The sequence below is a fragment of the Aestuariibacter sp. GS-14 genome (assembly GCF_006494365.1).
GTDB lineage: Bacteria > Pseudomonadota > Gammaproteobacteria > Enterobacterales > Alteromonadaceae > Alteromonas > Alteromonas mangrovi.
In genome coordinates this window covers 134504-150148 of record NZ_VHIP01000009.1, presented here as the reverse complement: position 1 = coordinate 150148, position 15645 = coordinate 134504, and the positions used below count along the sequence as shown (strand labels likewise).

The 15645-nt window shown below is 46.3% G+C and carries 13 protein-coding genes, 1 tRNA gene and 1 pseudogene; 8 read left to right on the top strand and 7 right to left on the bottom strand.

The genetic code is table 11. The features are described from left to right. Window positions 1-49: 49 nt before the first annotated feature. A tRNA-Leu gene (locus FJ444_RS15090) sits at window positions 50-136 on the top strand. A 319-nt stretch (window positions 137-455) separates the two neighbouring features. After that, window positions 456-971: a prepilin-type N-terminal cleavage/methylation domain-containing protein gene (locus FJ444_RS21750; protein ID WP_140959561.1), complete on the top strand. Its 516-nt coding sequence runs from the start codon at window positions 456-458 to the stop codon at window positions 969-971. Window positions 972-1000: 29 nt separating this feature from the next. Here FJ444_RS21750 and FJ444_RS21810 read toward each other — a convergent pair whose 3' ends face one another. Further along, a complete protein-coding gene (locus tag FJ444_RS21810; protein WP_370298061.1) occupies window positions 1001-2011 on the bottom strand; it encodes a methyl-accepting chemotaxis protein in 1011 nt (336 codons plus the stop codon). A 129-nt stretch (window positions 2012-2140) separates the two neighbouring features. Continuing rightward, a pseudogene (locus FJ444_RS21805) lies at window positions 2141-2953 on the bottom strand (nitrate- and nitrite sensing domain-containing protein); the annotation flags it as partial. A 152-nt stretch (window positions 2954-3105) separates the two neighbouring features. On the opposite strand from FJ444_RS21805, the gene FJ444_RS15075 reads away from it, so the two are divergent. After that, window positions 3106-3336, top strand: a complete 231-nt coding sequence (locus FJ444_RS15075; protein ID WP_140959557.1) for a hypothetical protein — start codon at window positions 3106-3108, stop codon at window positions 3334-3336. 74 nt (window positions 3337-3410) lie between these two features. On the opposite strand, the gene grxB is transcribed toward FJ444_RS15075, so the two are convergent. Continuing rightward, window positions 3411-4067: a glutaredoxin 2 gene (gene grxB / locus FJ444_RS15070; protein ID WP_181405187.1), complete on the bottom strand. Its 657-nt coding sequence runs from the start codon at window positions 4065-4067 to the stop codon at window positions 3411-3413. A gap of 163 nt (window positions 4068-4230) precedes the next feature. Between grxB and FJ444_RS15065 the strand changes: the two genes are divergently transcribed. Then, a complete protein-coding gene (locus FJ444_RS15065) occupies window positions 4231-4869 on the top strand; it encodes a LysE family translocator (protein WP_140959553.1) in 639 nt (212 codons plus the stop codon). Window positions 4870-4873: 4 nt separating this feature from the next. Here FJ444_RS15065 and FJ444_RS15060 read toward each other — a convergent pair whose 3' ends face one another. After that, window positions 4874-5641 (bottom strand): ParA family protein, encoded by a 768-nt coding sequence (locus tag FJ444_RS15060; RefSeq protein ID WP_140959551.1) that lies wholly within the window; start codon window positions 5639-5641, stop codon window positions 4874-4876. A 164-nt stretch (window positions 5642-5805) separates the two neighbouring features. Here FJ444_RS15060 and FJ444_RS15055 point away from each other — a divergent pair, with 164 nt between their 5' ends. After that, complete coding sequence (locus FJ444_RS15055) at window positions 5806-6981, top strand: tetratricopeptide repeat protein (RefSeq protein WP_140959549.1); 1176 nt, start codon at window positions 5806-5808, stop codon at window positions 6979-6981. Then, window positions 6978-7979 (top strand): M28 family peptidase, encoded by a 1002-nt coding sequence (locus tag FJ444_RS15050; protein ID WP_140959547.1) that lies wholly within the window; start codon window positions 6978-6980, stop codon window positions 7977-7979. The genes FJ444_RS15055 and FJ444_RS15050 overlap by 4 nt, the downstream gene beginning before the upstream one ends. Here the strand turns inward: FJ444_RS15050 and FJ444_RS15045 are convergent. The 3 genes from FJ444_RS15045 to udk form a co-directional block, all read right to left on the bottom strand. Continuing rightward, window positions 7940-8779, bottom strand: a complete 840-nt coding sequence (locus tag FJ444_RS15045; protein ID WP_140959545.1) for an isopenicillin N synthase family oxygenase — start codon at window positions 8777-8779, stop codon at window positions 7940-7942. The two genes, FJ444_RS15050 and FJ444_RS15045, sit on opposite strands and share 40 nt — an antisense overlap. Window positions 8780-8876: 97 nt before the next feature. Beyond that, window positions 8877-10085 carry a NupC/NupG family nucleoside CNT transporter gene (locus FJ444_RS15040; protein WP_140959543.1) on the bottom strand — a complete coding sequence of 403 codons (1209 nt, stop codon included), beginning with the start codon at window positions 10083-10085 and terminating at the stop codon, window positions 8877-8879. Window positions 10086-10095: 10 nt separating this feature from the next. Next, window positions 10096-10719 (bottom strand): uridine kinase, encoded by a 624-nt coding sequence (gene udk / locus FJ444_RS15035; RefSeq protein WP_140959541.1) that lies wholly within the window; start codon window positions 10717-10719, stop codon window positions 10096-10098. A gap of 410 nt (window positions 10720-11129) precedes the next feature. Between udk and FJ444_RS15030 the strand changes: the two genes are divergently transcribed. Next, window positions 11130-13136: a bifunctional diguanylate cyclase/phosphodiesterase gene (locus tag FJ444_RS15030; RefSeq protein ID WP_140959539.1), complete on the top strand. Its 2007-nt coding sequence runs from the start codon at window positions 11130-11132 to the stop codon at window positions 13134-13136. A gap of 4 nt (window positions 13137-13140) precedes the next feature. Continuing rightward, window positions 13141-15642 carry a chemotaxis protein CheB gene (locus FJ444_RS15025; protein ID WP_140959537.1) on the top strand — a complete coding sequence of 834 codons (2502 nt, stop codon included), beginning with the start codon at window positions 13141-13143 and terminating at the stop codon, window positions 15640-15642. The last annotated feature ends 3 nt before the right edge of the window (window positions 15643-15645 follow it).

Sequence of the window (15645 nt, the reverse complement as noted above, 5' to 3'; positions counted from 1 at the left end):
GATACCGCGTATCTTCACGCCCGCGCTGAACGAGAGCTTAGCGCAAGATGCCCAGGTGGTGGAATTGGTAGACACGCTAGCTTCAGGTGCTAGTGGCCTTACGGCCGTGGAGGTTCAAGTCCTCTCCTGGGCACCATCCTTTCTAAGTAGTAAAAAAATCCCTTTGTAAAGAATACCCTTGCAGATAACGTGAGTCAGAGGACTATCCCAGTCTCTCGCAGAGCTCGAGCCGTTTCGCGAGCGTGAGCAAAATTGTTTGCTCACTCGGATCTCGCTTCATTTTTGCCAGGTCTTATTGAGTGACCGGACTTCCCCGTTTGGGTGCTGTTGCTGCTATTTCAACTAATGGCTAATTAGCGTACTGCAATATCGTGGTAGGATATTGGTGTGCGATCATGTGATTTTTTCCTGTACGCATAAAAGGGATGTTAACTATTACTGGCAGGGTTGTTTAGATGAAGAATCGTACAGGATACAATGGATTTACGTTAATCGAGCTAATAATTGTCATTGTTATTTTAGGTGTTCTGGCGGTGGTGGCATCGCCACGGTTTCTCGACTTCAGTTCTGATGCGAAGGTTGCTTCACTTAAATCCATTGCCAGCCAGATGAAATCAACCGTTTCCCTGGTGCAGGCTAAAGCACGCGTTGTTGGTTTGCGCGCGGTAAGCACTAATCCCAATGCCGGACAGGTGGCGTATGTGGTTGATTTTGGATTTGGTACCGCAGAGGTGGATTATCGAAATCTATGCCCCGAAAGCCAGGCTGAACTTGGAACGCAGATGCAAATGCTCGACTTTATGCAAAATAGCTTAAGTGCTGATATCGCTACGAGGGTAGATAATCAATATACCCTGATTGGTTACACCGTGCCGAGCAGCGGCACACCGGTTAATCAAGGTTGCTACATTATTTACGATTCATTTGGTTCGCCCAACTGCACCATTACGTTAGTTACCGACGACTGCTAACCGATTCCTTACTACCTGGCGCCTATACGCTACTCATACCGGAAGTTCCCCATCGTTTTGGTAAGAATCGCGTTATTGGCTTGTAGATCCGAGGTTACCTTGTTCAGTATCTCTGCAACCCTTACTTCTTCGGTGGCTGCATCCTGAACACTCACAACGTCAGCAGCAATTTGCTCAGATGTCATTGATTGTTCTTCGGCAGCAGCTGACATGGAATTTGCCTGAGTTTCCAGCTGAGTTGCGCTGGCTTTTACCTTGGCAGCGGTTTCTTCACCCTGATTGGTTAGGGTTAGTGACGCTCTGGCTCCGTCAGCACTTTTCGAAATCCCGTTGATAACATTCAGGCTTACTTGTTGTAACGAATCCAATAACGACGATATTTTGTCTGACGAGTTGCGGCTAGCGTTGGCCAACTGGCGAACCTCATCGGCTACCACCGCAAACCCGCGGCCGTGTTCTCCTGCTCGTGCGGCTTCTATCGCGGCGTTCAATGCAAGCAGGTTAGTTTGATCGGATAAGGAATTAATGGTGTCCAGAATACTACTGATTTCAGATAGTTGCTCTCCCATATTCTTGGCTACTGATTCCATGTCTGCCATTTGTGCGGTAAGTGCGGATATAGACAGTTGTATAGACTGATTTGCATTCATGGATTCAATGGCCAATGAGTCAAGGTGTCTGCTGGCTTCAAGTGTCTCAATGGCTGAACGGGCAATTTCTTTACTGGTTTCCGTCATTTGTTCAATTGCTGCGGCAATGCTAACTGCTCGCTGCTGTGTATTCTCTGATTCCTCGTTAATTGTCTTGGCAGAATGTGCTACTTGGTCGCCAAGCCGGGTACTGGCCTGTACAGACTGAGCCAGACCGGTTATCAGGTCGCGAATAGCTTGCAAGGTTTGGTTCATTGCGGTTGCAATACTGCCCAGTTCATTGTCTGAAGGTAAGGATACGTCGATGGTTAAATCGCCTTCCCTGGCAACATTGTGCAAATTGCGCGTCAAGCGGGATAATTGACTCCTAAGTGTCTGCAATAAGGTCACAATGATAAAAGCCGCAATGAATAACGCTACCAGCGCAACGACTCCGACCAATATAAGCTGAAAGCGGGTAGCGTCAGCATGACGTTGGGATAGCGCTTGTGCATTTCGCCAGGTTTCGTCCAGCAGACTTTTTACCTGACCAATTTGAGTGGTGGCGGTTGAAAACCACTCGCTAGCCGCGGGTAACTGGCTAAAGTCGACATTTTCACGTTGTAATTGTTGATATACCTCGCGCATAGATTGCATTACAGTTGACTGATTTAAGCGTTTAAATTCAGCAAGGCTGTTATCATCCAATGCGTCTTCTAATGAGCTGCTCAGGTATTCAATATTTTCATTATAAATTTCAAGTTCCAGCAGAATCTGGCTGTTGATTGCTCGTTGAGCCAGTACACCGTTTACCTTTCCGCGCAACTGGCCGAGGCGCTCCTTTAACCAGGCTAGTTTTAATGCGTTAGAAATAGTGGCCGATACATCCCGGTTACTCACTCCCAATAGCAGTTGGTTGGCACTATCGAGCGCTACTTTATTCACAAAACTGTAGTAGCCAAACGCACGCTTGCCGTTGAGACTATCAACTTCACGTCTTACCGCTGATTTATCCTTCAGTACCGTAAATAAGCCGTTGAGCTTGCGTTTAATCTCCAATTCTGCCGGCCAGTCTTCATTGGCCAGTTGCTGCAATGTCGCAACCGCGTAATCTGCAACCAGGCGCTGTTCAATCACTTTGGCTTTTGCGGCATCCGATTTTGACCCTAAAAAACCAGCAGTTAAACCTCGCTCTACCGCGTGTTGGTGAGCGATTTTCTCTACCGCATCTACCAGCAGAACTAATCGCTGTTCTGTGTTCGCATGTTCCAGTTTTTCCACATCGTCAACTAGCACCGACACGGTAAGCGCGGCGCAAAATACGCCTAGCAAACCAGTGGCAAGTAGTGTCATTTGAATGATCGTTAATCGTTTCAACCAGAACATGATCTCTCCGTTTAAAATGAATAGGTCGAACTTCTGCCTAACGTTTGTGTCTTACGGACTAAAGTATAGTCAAAGTAACCGCTTTCGCTAATTTACTGTGCTAACAAGGAAAAAGTACCATGAACAAACAAAGAGTCGCTTTGGTGATCGCAATTGCAGGACTGGCCGGATGCACAAATAAGCAACTGTACCAGGGGATGATGCAAAACCGTCAACATGCCTGCTTACAGGAATTGCCACAGGATCAGGAAGCTTGCTTTAAGCGCTACGAAATGAGTTTCGAAGAGTACCAGCAGACCAGACAGCAGGCTCAACAGCAGGTAGAGACGGCCAAACCTGAAAAGCAGTGAAACCAATAGCGCGTAACAGATTGATTGTAAGGGTATTTAACGCTAAGTTGAGTGAAAATACCCTTTTTAAGACGTTAAACGGCCTGATCGCTGTATAAGTGAATATTTGTTAGCTTTGCAATCTCGTCAACATAATCCTTCACTGCCGCAGGCCAGCTTAATCCTTTTACCATAGTTAGGTTTCGCAGGGATGGGAAAATATAAACATCATCCCAACTCAGCTGGTTACCGCGAGCCGAGGGCGGCGTTAATGCGGGTAGTTCAGCCAGCATAGCATTTACCTGAGAAAGGTAAGTTTCAGAATTAGCAAAGGCCTCATTAAAACTGCAACCCAGCATGGCTTCTTTTTTACGCTGAAAATAATCACGGGCCGATTGAGTTTCAAATTCCGGCTGTGCAATCATCAGATTGCGAGGGTACAGTAATCGGCTGATTGCACTGCTGTATTTAGTAATGTGTTCAGTTACAGTGCTTGCATAACCAGCCGGCAACAGTTGCTTGTCTTCAGGTGCCAGGGTAAGAATTTTGGCGACAATATCCAGACTCTCACCCATTGCACTGCCATCACTGGTTTGCAGAATAGGCACCATCTTCACACCCACCAAATTAATGCAGGTTGCTTCGTCGTCGTTTAATAGCAGTACTTTTTTATGAGGCAAACCGGAATAGTTAGCAACCATATCGGCTCGCACACAATAAGGGCAATGCAGATACTGAAACAGAGTAAACATGGAATGATCCTTAGCTTCACCAGGCCGGACATGGCGCGTACACATACAGCGGTAGTTTTCCGGTTTGGCTTGAGACAAAACAGGGGATGACTATACACTATTGCATCCTGAAAAATCTAAATTCGTGGTTGTGTATCCCGCAAAAACAACTTAAGAGCTAATAGTGATCACCTTAACTTTTGAAATCGTCACCACCTTTATCCTGGCAACGCTGATGATCAGTTTGTCACCCGGACCCTCTAATTTGTACATCCTGGCCTGTACACTTGGTTCTGGTAAGCAGGGTGGTACAGCTGCGGCACTGGGTATGGCGGTTGGTTCGTCCAGTTACGCGATTAGCACTGCGTTTGGTTTGGCCGCACTCATACTTTACGTACCGGTACTGTTTGTTCTTATAAAAGTGCTCGGCGCGGGGTACCTTATTTATTTGGGTGTAAGTGCGCTGCGATTTGCCAAAGCACCGCATTTAAGAAAACCAGTACAAGCCACCACATCGCAAATTGTTAAGCGGAGTTTGCTGGTGGAGCTCAGTAATCCTAAAACCGCATTGTTTTTTATTGCTTTTTTGCCTCAGTTTACTAAGGCCACGGGCGACGTGCTGGTAAATGACTTACTGGTGCTTGGGCTTATGTTCAGTGCTATTGCGCTATGTTGCGATTTGATCGTTGTACAGCTATCGCATCAACTGGGTAAATGGATGGCGCGCAGCCCAACCATTGCAGTGAGACAGGAGCAATTAGTCGGGCTGATATTTGTTGGCCTTGGGCTAACACTGGTTTGGGATCTGTGGCAGGCAGGATAATCTGTTACACGCCCTCAATTTCGTCGTAAAGTGCCACAAGCTGTTTGGTTATTTTGTGGCTGGGCATATAAAAGGGCAGTGGTGCTCGCGCCGAATGCGACTCCTTCACTTTAACTGAACTGCTCAATCGTGTTGCGAACAGGGGTAAACCTTTTTCTTCCAGTTCACCTATTAACGCTGAAGGCAGTTTAGCCTGTGGGTTGTACTGATTGATAATGACACCCGCAAACGCTAATTCCTGATTGTGGTCTTCCTTTATTTCCATCACGTTCTCCAGCAAGCGTTCAATCGCCTGTGCGGAAAAATGGTCGCAATCAAACGGCACTAAAAAGGCATCGGCGGCTATTAGTGCGGCTTTCGAATAAAAGTTAAAATTGGGCGGCGTGTCGATATAGATGCGATCAAACTCTTTACTTAGCGCATCCAATGTCTCCCGCAATTTAAACATTTTATAACGCGACTCCAGCTCCCGCTCAATGGTAGCCAGAGCCGGATCGGCGGGCAGTACGTAGAGGTTTTCAAATGCGGTGGGTTGTACAAACGCGGTTGGCGGTTGAGGTTTGCTGAACCAGCCAACAATTTGCTTAAACATATCTGCAACAGTAAGCGTGCCGTCCTTTATGTCTACGCCTGCATAATGCGTTGCATTGCCCTGGGCATCTAAATCAACTAACAGCGTTTTAAAGCCACGGCGCGCGCTTTCTGCGGCGAGATTTGTGCTGATAGTGGATTTTCCAACCCCGCCTTTTTGGTTAAACACAACCCGTTTCATGTTGTCCTTTCCTTATGCCGCTGAGTACAGGTGATTGATTATTTTGCAATCAATATCAGCATAAGAGATCCAGATCGAAAAGCAACGATATAAAATGTTCTTAAAATGTTAATTTTTTGTAAATTGAGCTAAAATAACAGAACCTTTATAACTGGGAGACAGGTATGAGCAGGTCTCTTTTTCTGGTGTTCATCTTACTCATGGCCGGACTACAAGGATGCCGTGTCACTCCAGACACCACTACTTCAGTTACGCATCCGGTGTACTGGCAGTATTTCCCTGATGCCAGATCAGTTGATGTGGAATCCACTTCGCAGATTCTCACGCTTTCGCCAGACGCCGAGCGTTTTGTCACTGCCCTTAGCGCCGCTGGTATAGCCGATGATTCGCTTGCACTTGATCGGTTTATTGACGCTGTATTTCATCATCAGCAACAAGGTTTAAGTTATCACAGTGACGCCAATTATTCGGTCTCAGAAACGTTTCGCCTGCGCGAGGCCAATTGTTTATCGCTAACGCTGATGACTTACGCCCTGGCCACTCATGCAGGGTTTGAAGCCACACTCAGTACCGTGGAAATCCCTGAGTACTGGTCGCGCAAAGAAGGGTATAGCGTCCTCAATGGACATATCAACGTTACGTTGAAGCAGGTTTTCAACGGCAAAGTGATTGCCAGCAGAGTGGTGGATTTTGACGAGCGTATTGAATCACAACAGTTTCCAGCCACTGAAGTACCGTTAACCAGCGTCTTGGCGATGTTTTACAACAACAAGGCGGCAATCGGCTTAATTTCAGGAGAGTTGGACTATGCCTTTGCCTATATGGCCAAAGGACTGGAACTGGATCCTTCCATGCGTGAAGGGTGGGTAAACCTGGGCGTGCTTTATCGCCTTAGCGAACACTATGACGCGGCTGAACAGGCCTATTTACGTGCTGTCTCGCTGGATGCAACCGATCTCACTGCAAAGGAAAATCTGGCCGTACTGTATCGGTTCACCGGTCGGGATTTACTGGCCAGTGCACTTGAAGCACAAGTAATCTCTCAGCGCGAAAGCAATCCGTATTTTCATTTAATTCGTGGCGACGAAGCTTACGACAGCGGTCTTTATGCCATTGCTCATGCACATTACCGGCGCGCTTACCGACTCGACCGTAAAAACCATCTGGTGCTGTCGGCGTTGGGTAAGTCAGCATTCAGTGTGGGCAAACTCAGCGACGCCAAAGTGTACCTGGAACGTGCAATCAACAACGCCAGTCATGAACAGGACATCAACCGTTACACCTCCAAACTGGCTGCGTTGACATCAGTACATAACAAGACTCTAGGAGATTTTGAATGAAGTTAAGTTGGTCGTCTGTGTTGTGGCTATTGATGTGGATAAGTTGCAGCCTGGTTCGTGCCGACGAGCAACCGCGTTGGGTTCAGGATGTACATTATCTTGCATCGGATGAACTGGAAGGCAGGTTAACTGGCTCCGAAGGCGCAAGACGAAGCCGGGAATTTATTATTGACCGATATGAGACCCTGAATATATCCCCACTGAGCGCATTATCAGGCTATACACAACCCTTTACATTACCCGACAGAAAAGACAGGCCGGTAAATGGGATCAACGTTGTGGGGGAGAATGCAGGTCGGGATGCGCCGTATATAGTTGTAACTGCGCATTATGACCATCTTGGCAGAAAAGGGCGGCGTGTATTTAATGGCGCTGATGATAACGCCAGTGGGGTAGCGGCAATGCTTGAAATAGCCCTGCGAACGAAAAGGCAGCCGATGCAATGCAATTGGATTTTTCTGGCATCTGACGCCGAAGAGCACGGCTTGTTGGGTGCTAAAGCGTTTGTAGGTGCTAACATCATTAATAAAGAGAAGGTGTTTGGCAATTTAAATCTGGATATGTTGTCTCAACCAGGTGGGCGTTACGAACTATTGGTGAGCGGTGTGAGCAGCCATCCGCAATTTGCCGGATTGGCTAACGACATTGAGATCGCCACAGGGGTGCGGATGAACAGCACTGATTCGGCACTGCGGGTAGGTCGCTATCCGGTGGCTACTGATCGCACAAAAGTCAGTGACCACGCAATATTTGCTGAGCAAGACATACCGTTTTTGTTTTTGGGGGTTGGCAGACACAATTACTATCACACACCAAAAGACACGGCTTCGCGAATTAACGTTGCTTTTTATTCAACAATGGTGGAGGCGTCGTGGCAGTATGCTAAAGGCCTGGATGCCTTATGTGCAGAGAGTATGCAGGCTGACGCGGTTGGCCAGCCTGCCGAAAGTTCTGGGTATTACACTACGCCCAGTTCGCGCAAACGCTCCTTAAGATAAGCGTCTGCGGTGTAACGTTCAGAGAGCACTACATCAGGACGAGGGTGAAGGAACAGTGGTAACGAAATTCGAGAGCGCGACATATCGGCTCCCTCAGGATTAATTACACGGTGGATAGTTGACGGATAATATCCGCCACTGGCTTCCTGCAACATGTCACCAATATTCACGATCAGCGTGCCGAAGTCGCAGGGCACATCCATCCAGGAACCATCTTTGCGTTGCACCTGTAAGCCAGGTTCATTGGCTGCGGGTAACACAGTTAGCAGGTTAATGTCGCCGTGCGCGGCAGCACGAATGGCATCCGGCTCTTCTTCGCCCTTCAATGGGGGGTAATGCAATACGCGTAACAGTGTCTGGCTGCTGTCTTTAATCATATCTGGCAATGGCTGACTAAAGTTTGCTTTTACCTCTTCAGGTGCGTTTGCTTCAACCCAACTCAGTAACTCCGACGCTAAACTAGTCGCCTTTTCGTAGTAATCGGCCAGTTGGGCTTTGAGATCCGGCGGGCAAATACCCCACGGATAATAGTGGAAATACTCTTTGATATCTTTTTTAGTGAAACCCTTGGCAACTTCCGACACAGACTGCGGGAAATAACCGTCCTGAGTGCCTTTGTTGTAGGTGTAATTAAACTTGGCGTCGTTGTCGAAAAACGTTTGCCAGGTTTTGTAGATGTCGGTTACAACCTGCTGCTGGATGGGGTGATTCTTCAGTACACCAAATCCAGTTTCGTGCAACGATTTAGCAAACAACTCCGCAGCGTTATCCGCCTGGTAATCAACGGCAACTAAATTCATTCTGTCTTCCTATCTATCTATTTTTAACGGCCGATTATAAATCGGCTGGGGAAGGCGGCAACGCCCTCCCGTTGATACAAATCAAGCGTACGGCCTTTTACAGCGAAAGGTAAAACCCGGCCAGTGCAGCACTCATCAGATTAGATAGCGTGGCAGCGAACACCGCTTTTAATCCAAGTTGCGCGATTTCCTTGCGACGGGTTGGCGCCATCGCACCAATTCCGCCCATCAGGATTGCAATAGACGACAAATTGGCAAAACCGCACAACGCAAAGGTAATAATGGCCTGACTCAACGGTGACAAGGTTTCTTTGGCGTCAATGAAATCCAGATAAGCAATAAACTCGTTCACCACCAGTTTTTGGCCAATAAAACTGCCAGCGGCTTGTGCTTCAGCCCAAGGCACACCCAGCGTCCAGGCCAGTGGTTGCAGTATAAATCCAAGGATTTGCTGAATAGTAAGTGATTCCACTCCGGCGAGTTCGCCAACCCAGCCAATAATACCGTTTAACATCGCAATCAGTGCTACGAAAGCCAGTAGCATGGCACCCACGTTTAACGCTAGTTGTAAGCCAGAGGCCGCACCACTTGCCGCTGCATCGAATACGTTAGCGTAATGGTTTTCCTGCTCCTGGGACTCGGTTAGCTCGTTGTTGGGGGTATCGGTTTCCGGCTGCATTATTTTTGCCATCAGCAAGCCACCGGGCGCAGCCATAAAGCTGGCCGCTAACAGGTACTTAAGTTCCACACCCATCCCGGCATAGCCTGCCATTACCGAACCGGCAATTGATGCAAGACCGCCCACCATGATGGCAAACAGCTCTGAACGTGTCATGGTTGGAATGAAAGGACGCACTACTAGCGGGGCTTCTGTTTGACCCACAAAGATGTTGGCTGCTGCTGACATGGATTCCGGACGACTGGTATTAAGCGCTTTCTGTAAAGCACCACCAATAATACGAATGACCCAGCTCATGATCTTCAGGTGGTACAACACCGCAATTAACGATGAAAAGAAGATAATGACCGGCAGCACATTGAACGCAAAGATAAAGCCCAGCGATTTGTCGCCAATCGGGCCAAACACGAAATTGATACCGTCCTGGCTGTAATCGATGATATTTTGCACGAATACAGTGGTTTTCAGCAGTAACTGAATGCCTGGTTCAAAATACAGAATAAACGCACCAATTAAGGCCTGAATGGCAAACGCGCCACCAACGGTGCGCCAATTTATTGAGCGACGGTTGCTGGAAAACGCAAAAGCAATGGCTAACAACAGGGCGACGCCCAATAAACTGATCATGTGTATTCCCTTACAAAAGAGCTTGCTGAATGTGCGATTTAATCACATCCAGTGCGATTTGATTTTTACCACCCTGGGTAACAACAACATCAGCCGTAAAGCGGCTGGGTTCTATAAATTGATGATACATGGGTTTTACCGTTGCCTCGTATTGCTTGGCAACCGATTCAATGCTTCTTCCACGCTCTTTAATATCGCGCATCATACGACGCATCAGGCAGATATCGAGCGGTGTATCTATGAATATTTTCACATCGTATAGCGGCAGTAACTCGGCACGGGCCAGTAACATGATGCCTTCCAGAATGATCACTGGCGCGGGCTGTAAACGCTCAGTTTGTGGCAAGCGTGTATGGGTTTTAAAGCAATAATGCGGGTAATCAATTGGCTCGCCGTTGCGCAGTGCCCGCAGGTGTGCCTTTAACAATTCATGCTCAAACGCATTGGGGTGGTCGTAATTGTTCTTTTCCCGATCACCCATGGCCAGGTGGTCTTGCGCGCGGTAATAGTGATCTTCACGCAAAATTTGCACAGGACGCCCCTGCTCTGAAAATGCATTGATCAGATTTTCGGTGAATAGTGACTTCCCGGAGCCCGACGCGCCGGAAATAGCAATAATTAAAGGTTGTTGCATCGTTTTTACTGTCGTTTATAGGTAATTAATATCACGCTGGTTTAGCGGCAACTGCCCTAGAGGGGAGTGGGTGCCCGGACCGGCCAGTTTATATTTTTTCAGAATAACGCACTAGTTTACCCTTAATATCGCTGATTCACCACTTTCTGTCGAGAGTAAAAAACTGACCATTTGTTCAGGTTATCACTAAATCTGGCTGATTAATACATGTTGATTGACCCTTGCTAATTCGCGTAAGCCAAGGTGCGCAGGACTTATTCTATTTTTTAATGAAAAGAATCCGCCAGATTAGCGAATCTTGTCTATGCTTTATTTATGGAGGCAAAAAACTAATATATATATATTGATTTTTATAAATTTAAATATTGCTTCTTGTTAATTATGACTTTCAGCAAGCGTGAACGACTAACATGATCAATTTAAAGGCCTGCGAGTTGGTGGCTATGGATAACAACCAACTCTTCGCCAGTAAAATACTGGCGGATGCACACAATGATGTAGTGTATTACGACCCCGAAGGTACAATTCTCAGCGGATTGGGCGCCGGTAGTAAGGTCTCAACTATGTACCCTGAAACAATAGCCGATCAATTACAAAATTGCGTCAAAAGTCAGCCTAATCTTATTTTTGTGAATACCTTGCTAATTCACCGGGCGCTGGTGTGTTGGGCAGATAGCCTGCCAATTAGTGACGCTAATGATGGGGGCTGGGCTGTGCTTTTCTTCTCATCAGACAATTTAATGTCTGAAGTAGCCCGTTTAATGCCTTTTGGATTTTTGCATATCAATAAGTATTTGCATGCAACGTATTGTAATGAAGTAGCACACCGTATTCTGGGTACCCAGGATTCCGATATGCTGAACAGGGGATGGCTGGAACAATTCGGTGATTCAATTCTGCCTGCGCTCAAGGCCTATACCGATGAAATAGCATTGCACAGCGAACCTCTGTCTTTGTCGCTTAAAGTTACCACGCCGTTGGGCAGAGAGAAAACCTTAACATTGCAGGTTTTCCTGTACCCGCACAATGGGTCTGGTGCGTATTCACTGTACATGCTGTTGTATGATTTATCCGATACCGGATTGTTGCGGGCTGATCTCACCAAAGCCATTGAACAGGACAATCTTACCGGGTTGTTAAATCGCGCCGCTTTTCTTAAACGAATCAAAGACTTCACCAGGCCGGAATTTGAATATGCCGCATATGTATTTATCGATCTGAATGATTTTAAAGGCATCAACGATACCTATGGCCATAAAATTGGTGACAAAGTGCTAGAAAATGTCGCCCGTAAACTCATGTCAGTTACCAAAGGCAGGGAGTTGATATCCCGTTTCGGCGGTGACGAGTTTGTGCTGTGCTTTCCCGACAAGAAAGATTTAACTGAGATTTACAATTTAGGCCGAAAGCTGGTGAGTGTGGTGAATTCCAGCATGTTCATTTTTGGCCAGAAGCTGGATATTCAGTGCAGCATAGGCATTTGCTGGATGCCTGCGTTGTCTGAACTGAGAAATCTGAATAATGAAGCAAGAGTTGAACGAGCGCTGGATGCCGCAGACCAGTGTATGTATCTGGTGAAAAAACACCAATCAGGTAACAAAGCGTTTAAAGTGTACGACCCTTCACTGAAAAACCTACTGTTTGTTCAAAAGAATAAGCAACAGGAGTTCAACCGGATTTTGCAAGAAGAATGTATATGCATCCACTTTCAGCCGATTTTTAATGATAACGGTAAGATAAGTTCAATTGAAGCGTTGGCCAGATTAACGAAAGAGCTCACATTGCACAGCCACATTGGCGACGTTATCGAATCTGCCAATGAGGGCGGAGAAGAACTGGCGCTTTTTCATATTACTACCGTAAAAACCCTGGAGGAATTTGGTCGTATTCGCCCCAGTCTTGGTGACATCAATTTGAATATCAATATTGATATTAGTCAATTGGAACAACTCAGTTTTTCTACCTGGCTTTCTGAACAGTGTTTAGAAAATAGAGTGCCTTTTTCTAACGTAAGCATTGAAATTACTGAGCTTTTGTTAGAGTCTGACAGTGTGCAGGTTACTAAAAACTTAAATCACCTGTTAGAAATGGGTTTTTTCATTTCGATGGATGACTTCGGCACCGGGTACAGTTCACTTAAGCGTTTATTGGAATATCAGTTCCACGAATTGAAAGTAGACAGATACTTTGTGGAGCACCTGATTGGGTCTGACAAGTACACTAAAATGGTGACGGCCATGGTGGGTATGGGTAATGCGCTGAATTTGAATTTACTTGCGGAAGGGATTGAAACGCCAGAGCAACTGGAATTGTGTAAAGCATTGGGGTTTACCCTGTTTCAGGGCTTTCACCTGGCAAAGCCGATGTCCCCGAAAGCACTGATTGCCTTTTTGAAAGAATACAACACGGAACAATAAAGTTATGTACAGCGATAAAGTAGCGAATAGCAACAAACCAACCTATGTTGTTGGTATTGGTGCGTCAGCAGGTGGGCTGGAAGCACTGCAACAACTATTCGAGAAATTGCCGGGAGACCTGGGGGCCGCGTACATTATTGTTCAGCATCTATCCCCTGATTTTAAAAGTATGATGGATGAACTGCTGAGCAAGCATACTTCCATGCCTGTTCATCAGGCCAATGAAGGCGAACTACTGCAAAAAGACACGGTTTATCTTATTCCGGCTGGTAAACTGATGCGGGTTGCGGAAGGTACTGTATATCTGTCTGATTTGCCGCCAGACAACCGAATTAACCTGCCAATTAACGAGTTATTCCGATCGCTGGCAGAAGATTTTCAGAATAAAGCTGTAGGGGTGATCCTGTCGGGCACAGGGTCAGACGGCAGCCGTGGGGCACAGGCCCTTAAAGAGATGGGCGCTTTAGTGATTGCGCAGTCGCCCGATGAAGCGCAGTTTAATGGTATGGCACTGAATGCGATTAACACGGGCACAGTGGATTTTGTGCTGAAGGTTCAGGACATCCCGTCCAGTATTAAACGCTTTATCAATCATCCTCTTGCCATGGCGCCTCACAGTAAATTCCGCGAACATCTTCAAAAAAACACTAAAATTGTTGATGATATTCTGCAGCTCATAAATGAAAAAACAGAGCTGGATTTTAAAGCCTACAAAGAATCAACGGTATCCCGACGTATAGAACACCGAATGAGTATAAACAATAAACATACTCTGATGGAGTACTGGGAGTTTATGAATACTAATGTTGAGGAGATTGAATTACTCAAACAGGATTTACTTATTGGTGTAACCCAGTTCTTTCGCGACAGTGAGGTCTGGGAAAAGATGTACGAAGATGCGGTTAAACCCCTGGTAAAAAGCAGCAAGTCTGACGCGCACATACGTGTATGGTGTCCTGGATGTTCTACCGGGGAGGAAGCCTATTCATTTGCGATGTTATTTGCCGAAGCCATGCTTGAGTTAGGCGTAGACAGAAAAGTCACCGTTTTTGCCAGCGACATTGATCAATCCGCTATTGCTTATGCTGCAAGTGGTATGTACCCACCCAGTATTAAATCAGAAATTCCCAATGACTATTTGAATCGGTATTTTCATCAGTTATTCGACAACAACTATCAGGTTACTAAGCAACTGCGTTCCATGGTGGTATTCGCTACCCACAACCTGATACAGGACCCGCCGTTTTCTAATATGGATGTGGTAAGCTGTCGAAATACACTCATTTATTTACAGAATCCAGCTCAGCAGAAAGTCATGGCCTTTTTCCACTTTGCGCTGAAGAAAGGCGGCTATTTGCTGTTGGGGTCGGCGGAAACACCCGGTAGTTTTTCAGTGTACTTTGATGCCGTGGATTCGCGTTCGCGGATTTTTCAGAAGAACAGTGATGTGAAAGTGCCCTCGTCAACGTTATCCCATCCGCCTACTTTAAAGTCGCGATATGTTCGTCCGGCAACCGTTGGGCAGTTTATAGCTGCGTCGAAAACCGCAGAGCCTGAAAGGCGCAACATTGCTATTGGCCGTAATCAGGTCATCGATGAGTTTGTGCCGCCTTCACTTGTGGTGAATAACAAACTGCAAGTGGTTTACAGTTATGGTGATACATCAACCTTTACCACCAAACTTAAACCAGGCATGGTCACCAATGATCTTTCTGATATTTTGCAGGATGTTGTTACTGGTGCGGCAATTAGTGCGGTGCATCAGTGCGTTAGAGAACGAAAGACATTGCTCTTTAGTGATGTTTGTAATCTTGATGGTGAACGCTATTCTCTCAAGTGTTTCAGTTTTACAGAGAATAAAGACGATTCTCCTTATGTGGTATTATCGTTCATTAAATCGTCGTTTAGCTCAGAACACTCAGATGTAATCTACCAACCTGATGAGCAAAATGAAAAGCGACTGCACGAACTGGATGATGCACTTATTGAATGTCAGAAACTTTATCGAGAAGCACTGGAAGAACTGGATTCTACCAGGGAAGAGCTGCAATCAAGCAATGAAGAATTGATGGCGGCTAACGAAGAGTTACAGTCTACCAACGAAGAGCTGCAATCGGTTAACGAAGAGCTGTATACAGTAAACAGCGAATACCAGCAAAAAATCAGTGAATTAACTGATATTAATAATGACTTGGAGAACCTGTTACTCGCCACTAAGCTGGCGGTTCTCTTTTTGGGCAGTGATCTGCGCATTAGACGTTATACCAATGCCATCCGGCGGTTTGTTAATATCATTGATTTTGATATCAATCGCGACTTCAGAGACCTGTCTTATAAGATCCCGATTGAAGAGTTCGAGGCACTGGTAATTGACGTGGCAAATGGAAAACTAGATTCTGCTGAACACGAGATGACAGTCGGCGATGTGGTAGTGCGTGTTTCAGTGAACGCTTATAAAGTGAATGAGCAAAACAAAGGCGTGATCATATCATTTGACGAGGTGTGATGA

Excerpts from the sequence above, each read along its gene's own strand:
- FJ444_RS21750 (WP_140959561.1), top strand. The coding sequence starts at position 456 with ATGAAGAATCGTACAGGATACAATGGATTTACGTTAATCGAGCTAATA.
- FJ444_RS15075 (WP_140959557.1), top strand. The coding sequence starts at position 3,106 with ATGAACAAACAAAGAGTCGCTTTGGTGATCGCAATTGCAGGACTGGCC.
- grxB (WP_181405187.1), bottom strand. The coding sequence starts at position 4,067 with ATGTTTACTCTGTTTCAGTATCTGCATTGCCCTTATTGTGTGCGAGCC.
- FJ444_RS15060 (WP_140959551.1), bottom strand. The coding sequence starts at position 5,641 with ATGAAACGGGTTGTGTTTAACCAAAAAGGCGGGGTTGGAAAATCCACT.
- FJ444_RS15055 (WP_140959549.1), top strand. The coding sequence starts at position 5,806 with ATGAGCAGGTCTCTTTTTCTGGTGTTCATCTTACTCATGGCCGGACTA.
- FJ444_RS15050 (WP_140959547.1), top strand. The coding sequence starts at position 6,978 with ATGAAGTTAAGTTGGTCGTCTGTGTTGTGGCTATTGATGTGGATAAGT.
- FJ444_RS15045 (WP_140959545.1), bottom strand. The coding sequence starts at position 8,779 with ATGAATTTAGTTGCCGTTGATTACCAGGCGGATAACGCTGCGGAGTTG.
- FJ444_RS15040 (WP_140959543.1), bottom strand. The coding sequence starts at position 10,085 with ATGATCAGTTTATTGGGCGTCGCCCTGTTGTTAGCCATTGCTTTTGCG.
- udk (WP_140959541.1), bottom strand. The coding sequence starts at position 10,719 with ATGCAACAACCTTTAATTATTGCTATTTCCGGCGCGTCGGGCTCCGGG.
- FJ444_RS15030 (WP_140959539.1), top strand. The coding sequence starts at position 11,130 with ATGATCAATTTAAAGGCCTGCGAGTTGGTGGCTATGGATAACAACCAA.
- FJ444_RS15025 (WP_140959537.1), top strand. The coding sequence starts at position 13,141 with ATGTACAGCGATAAAGTAGCGAATAGCAACAAACCAACCTATGTTGTT.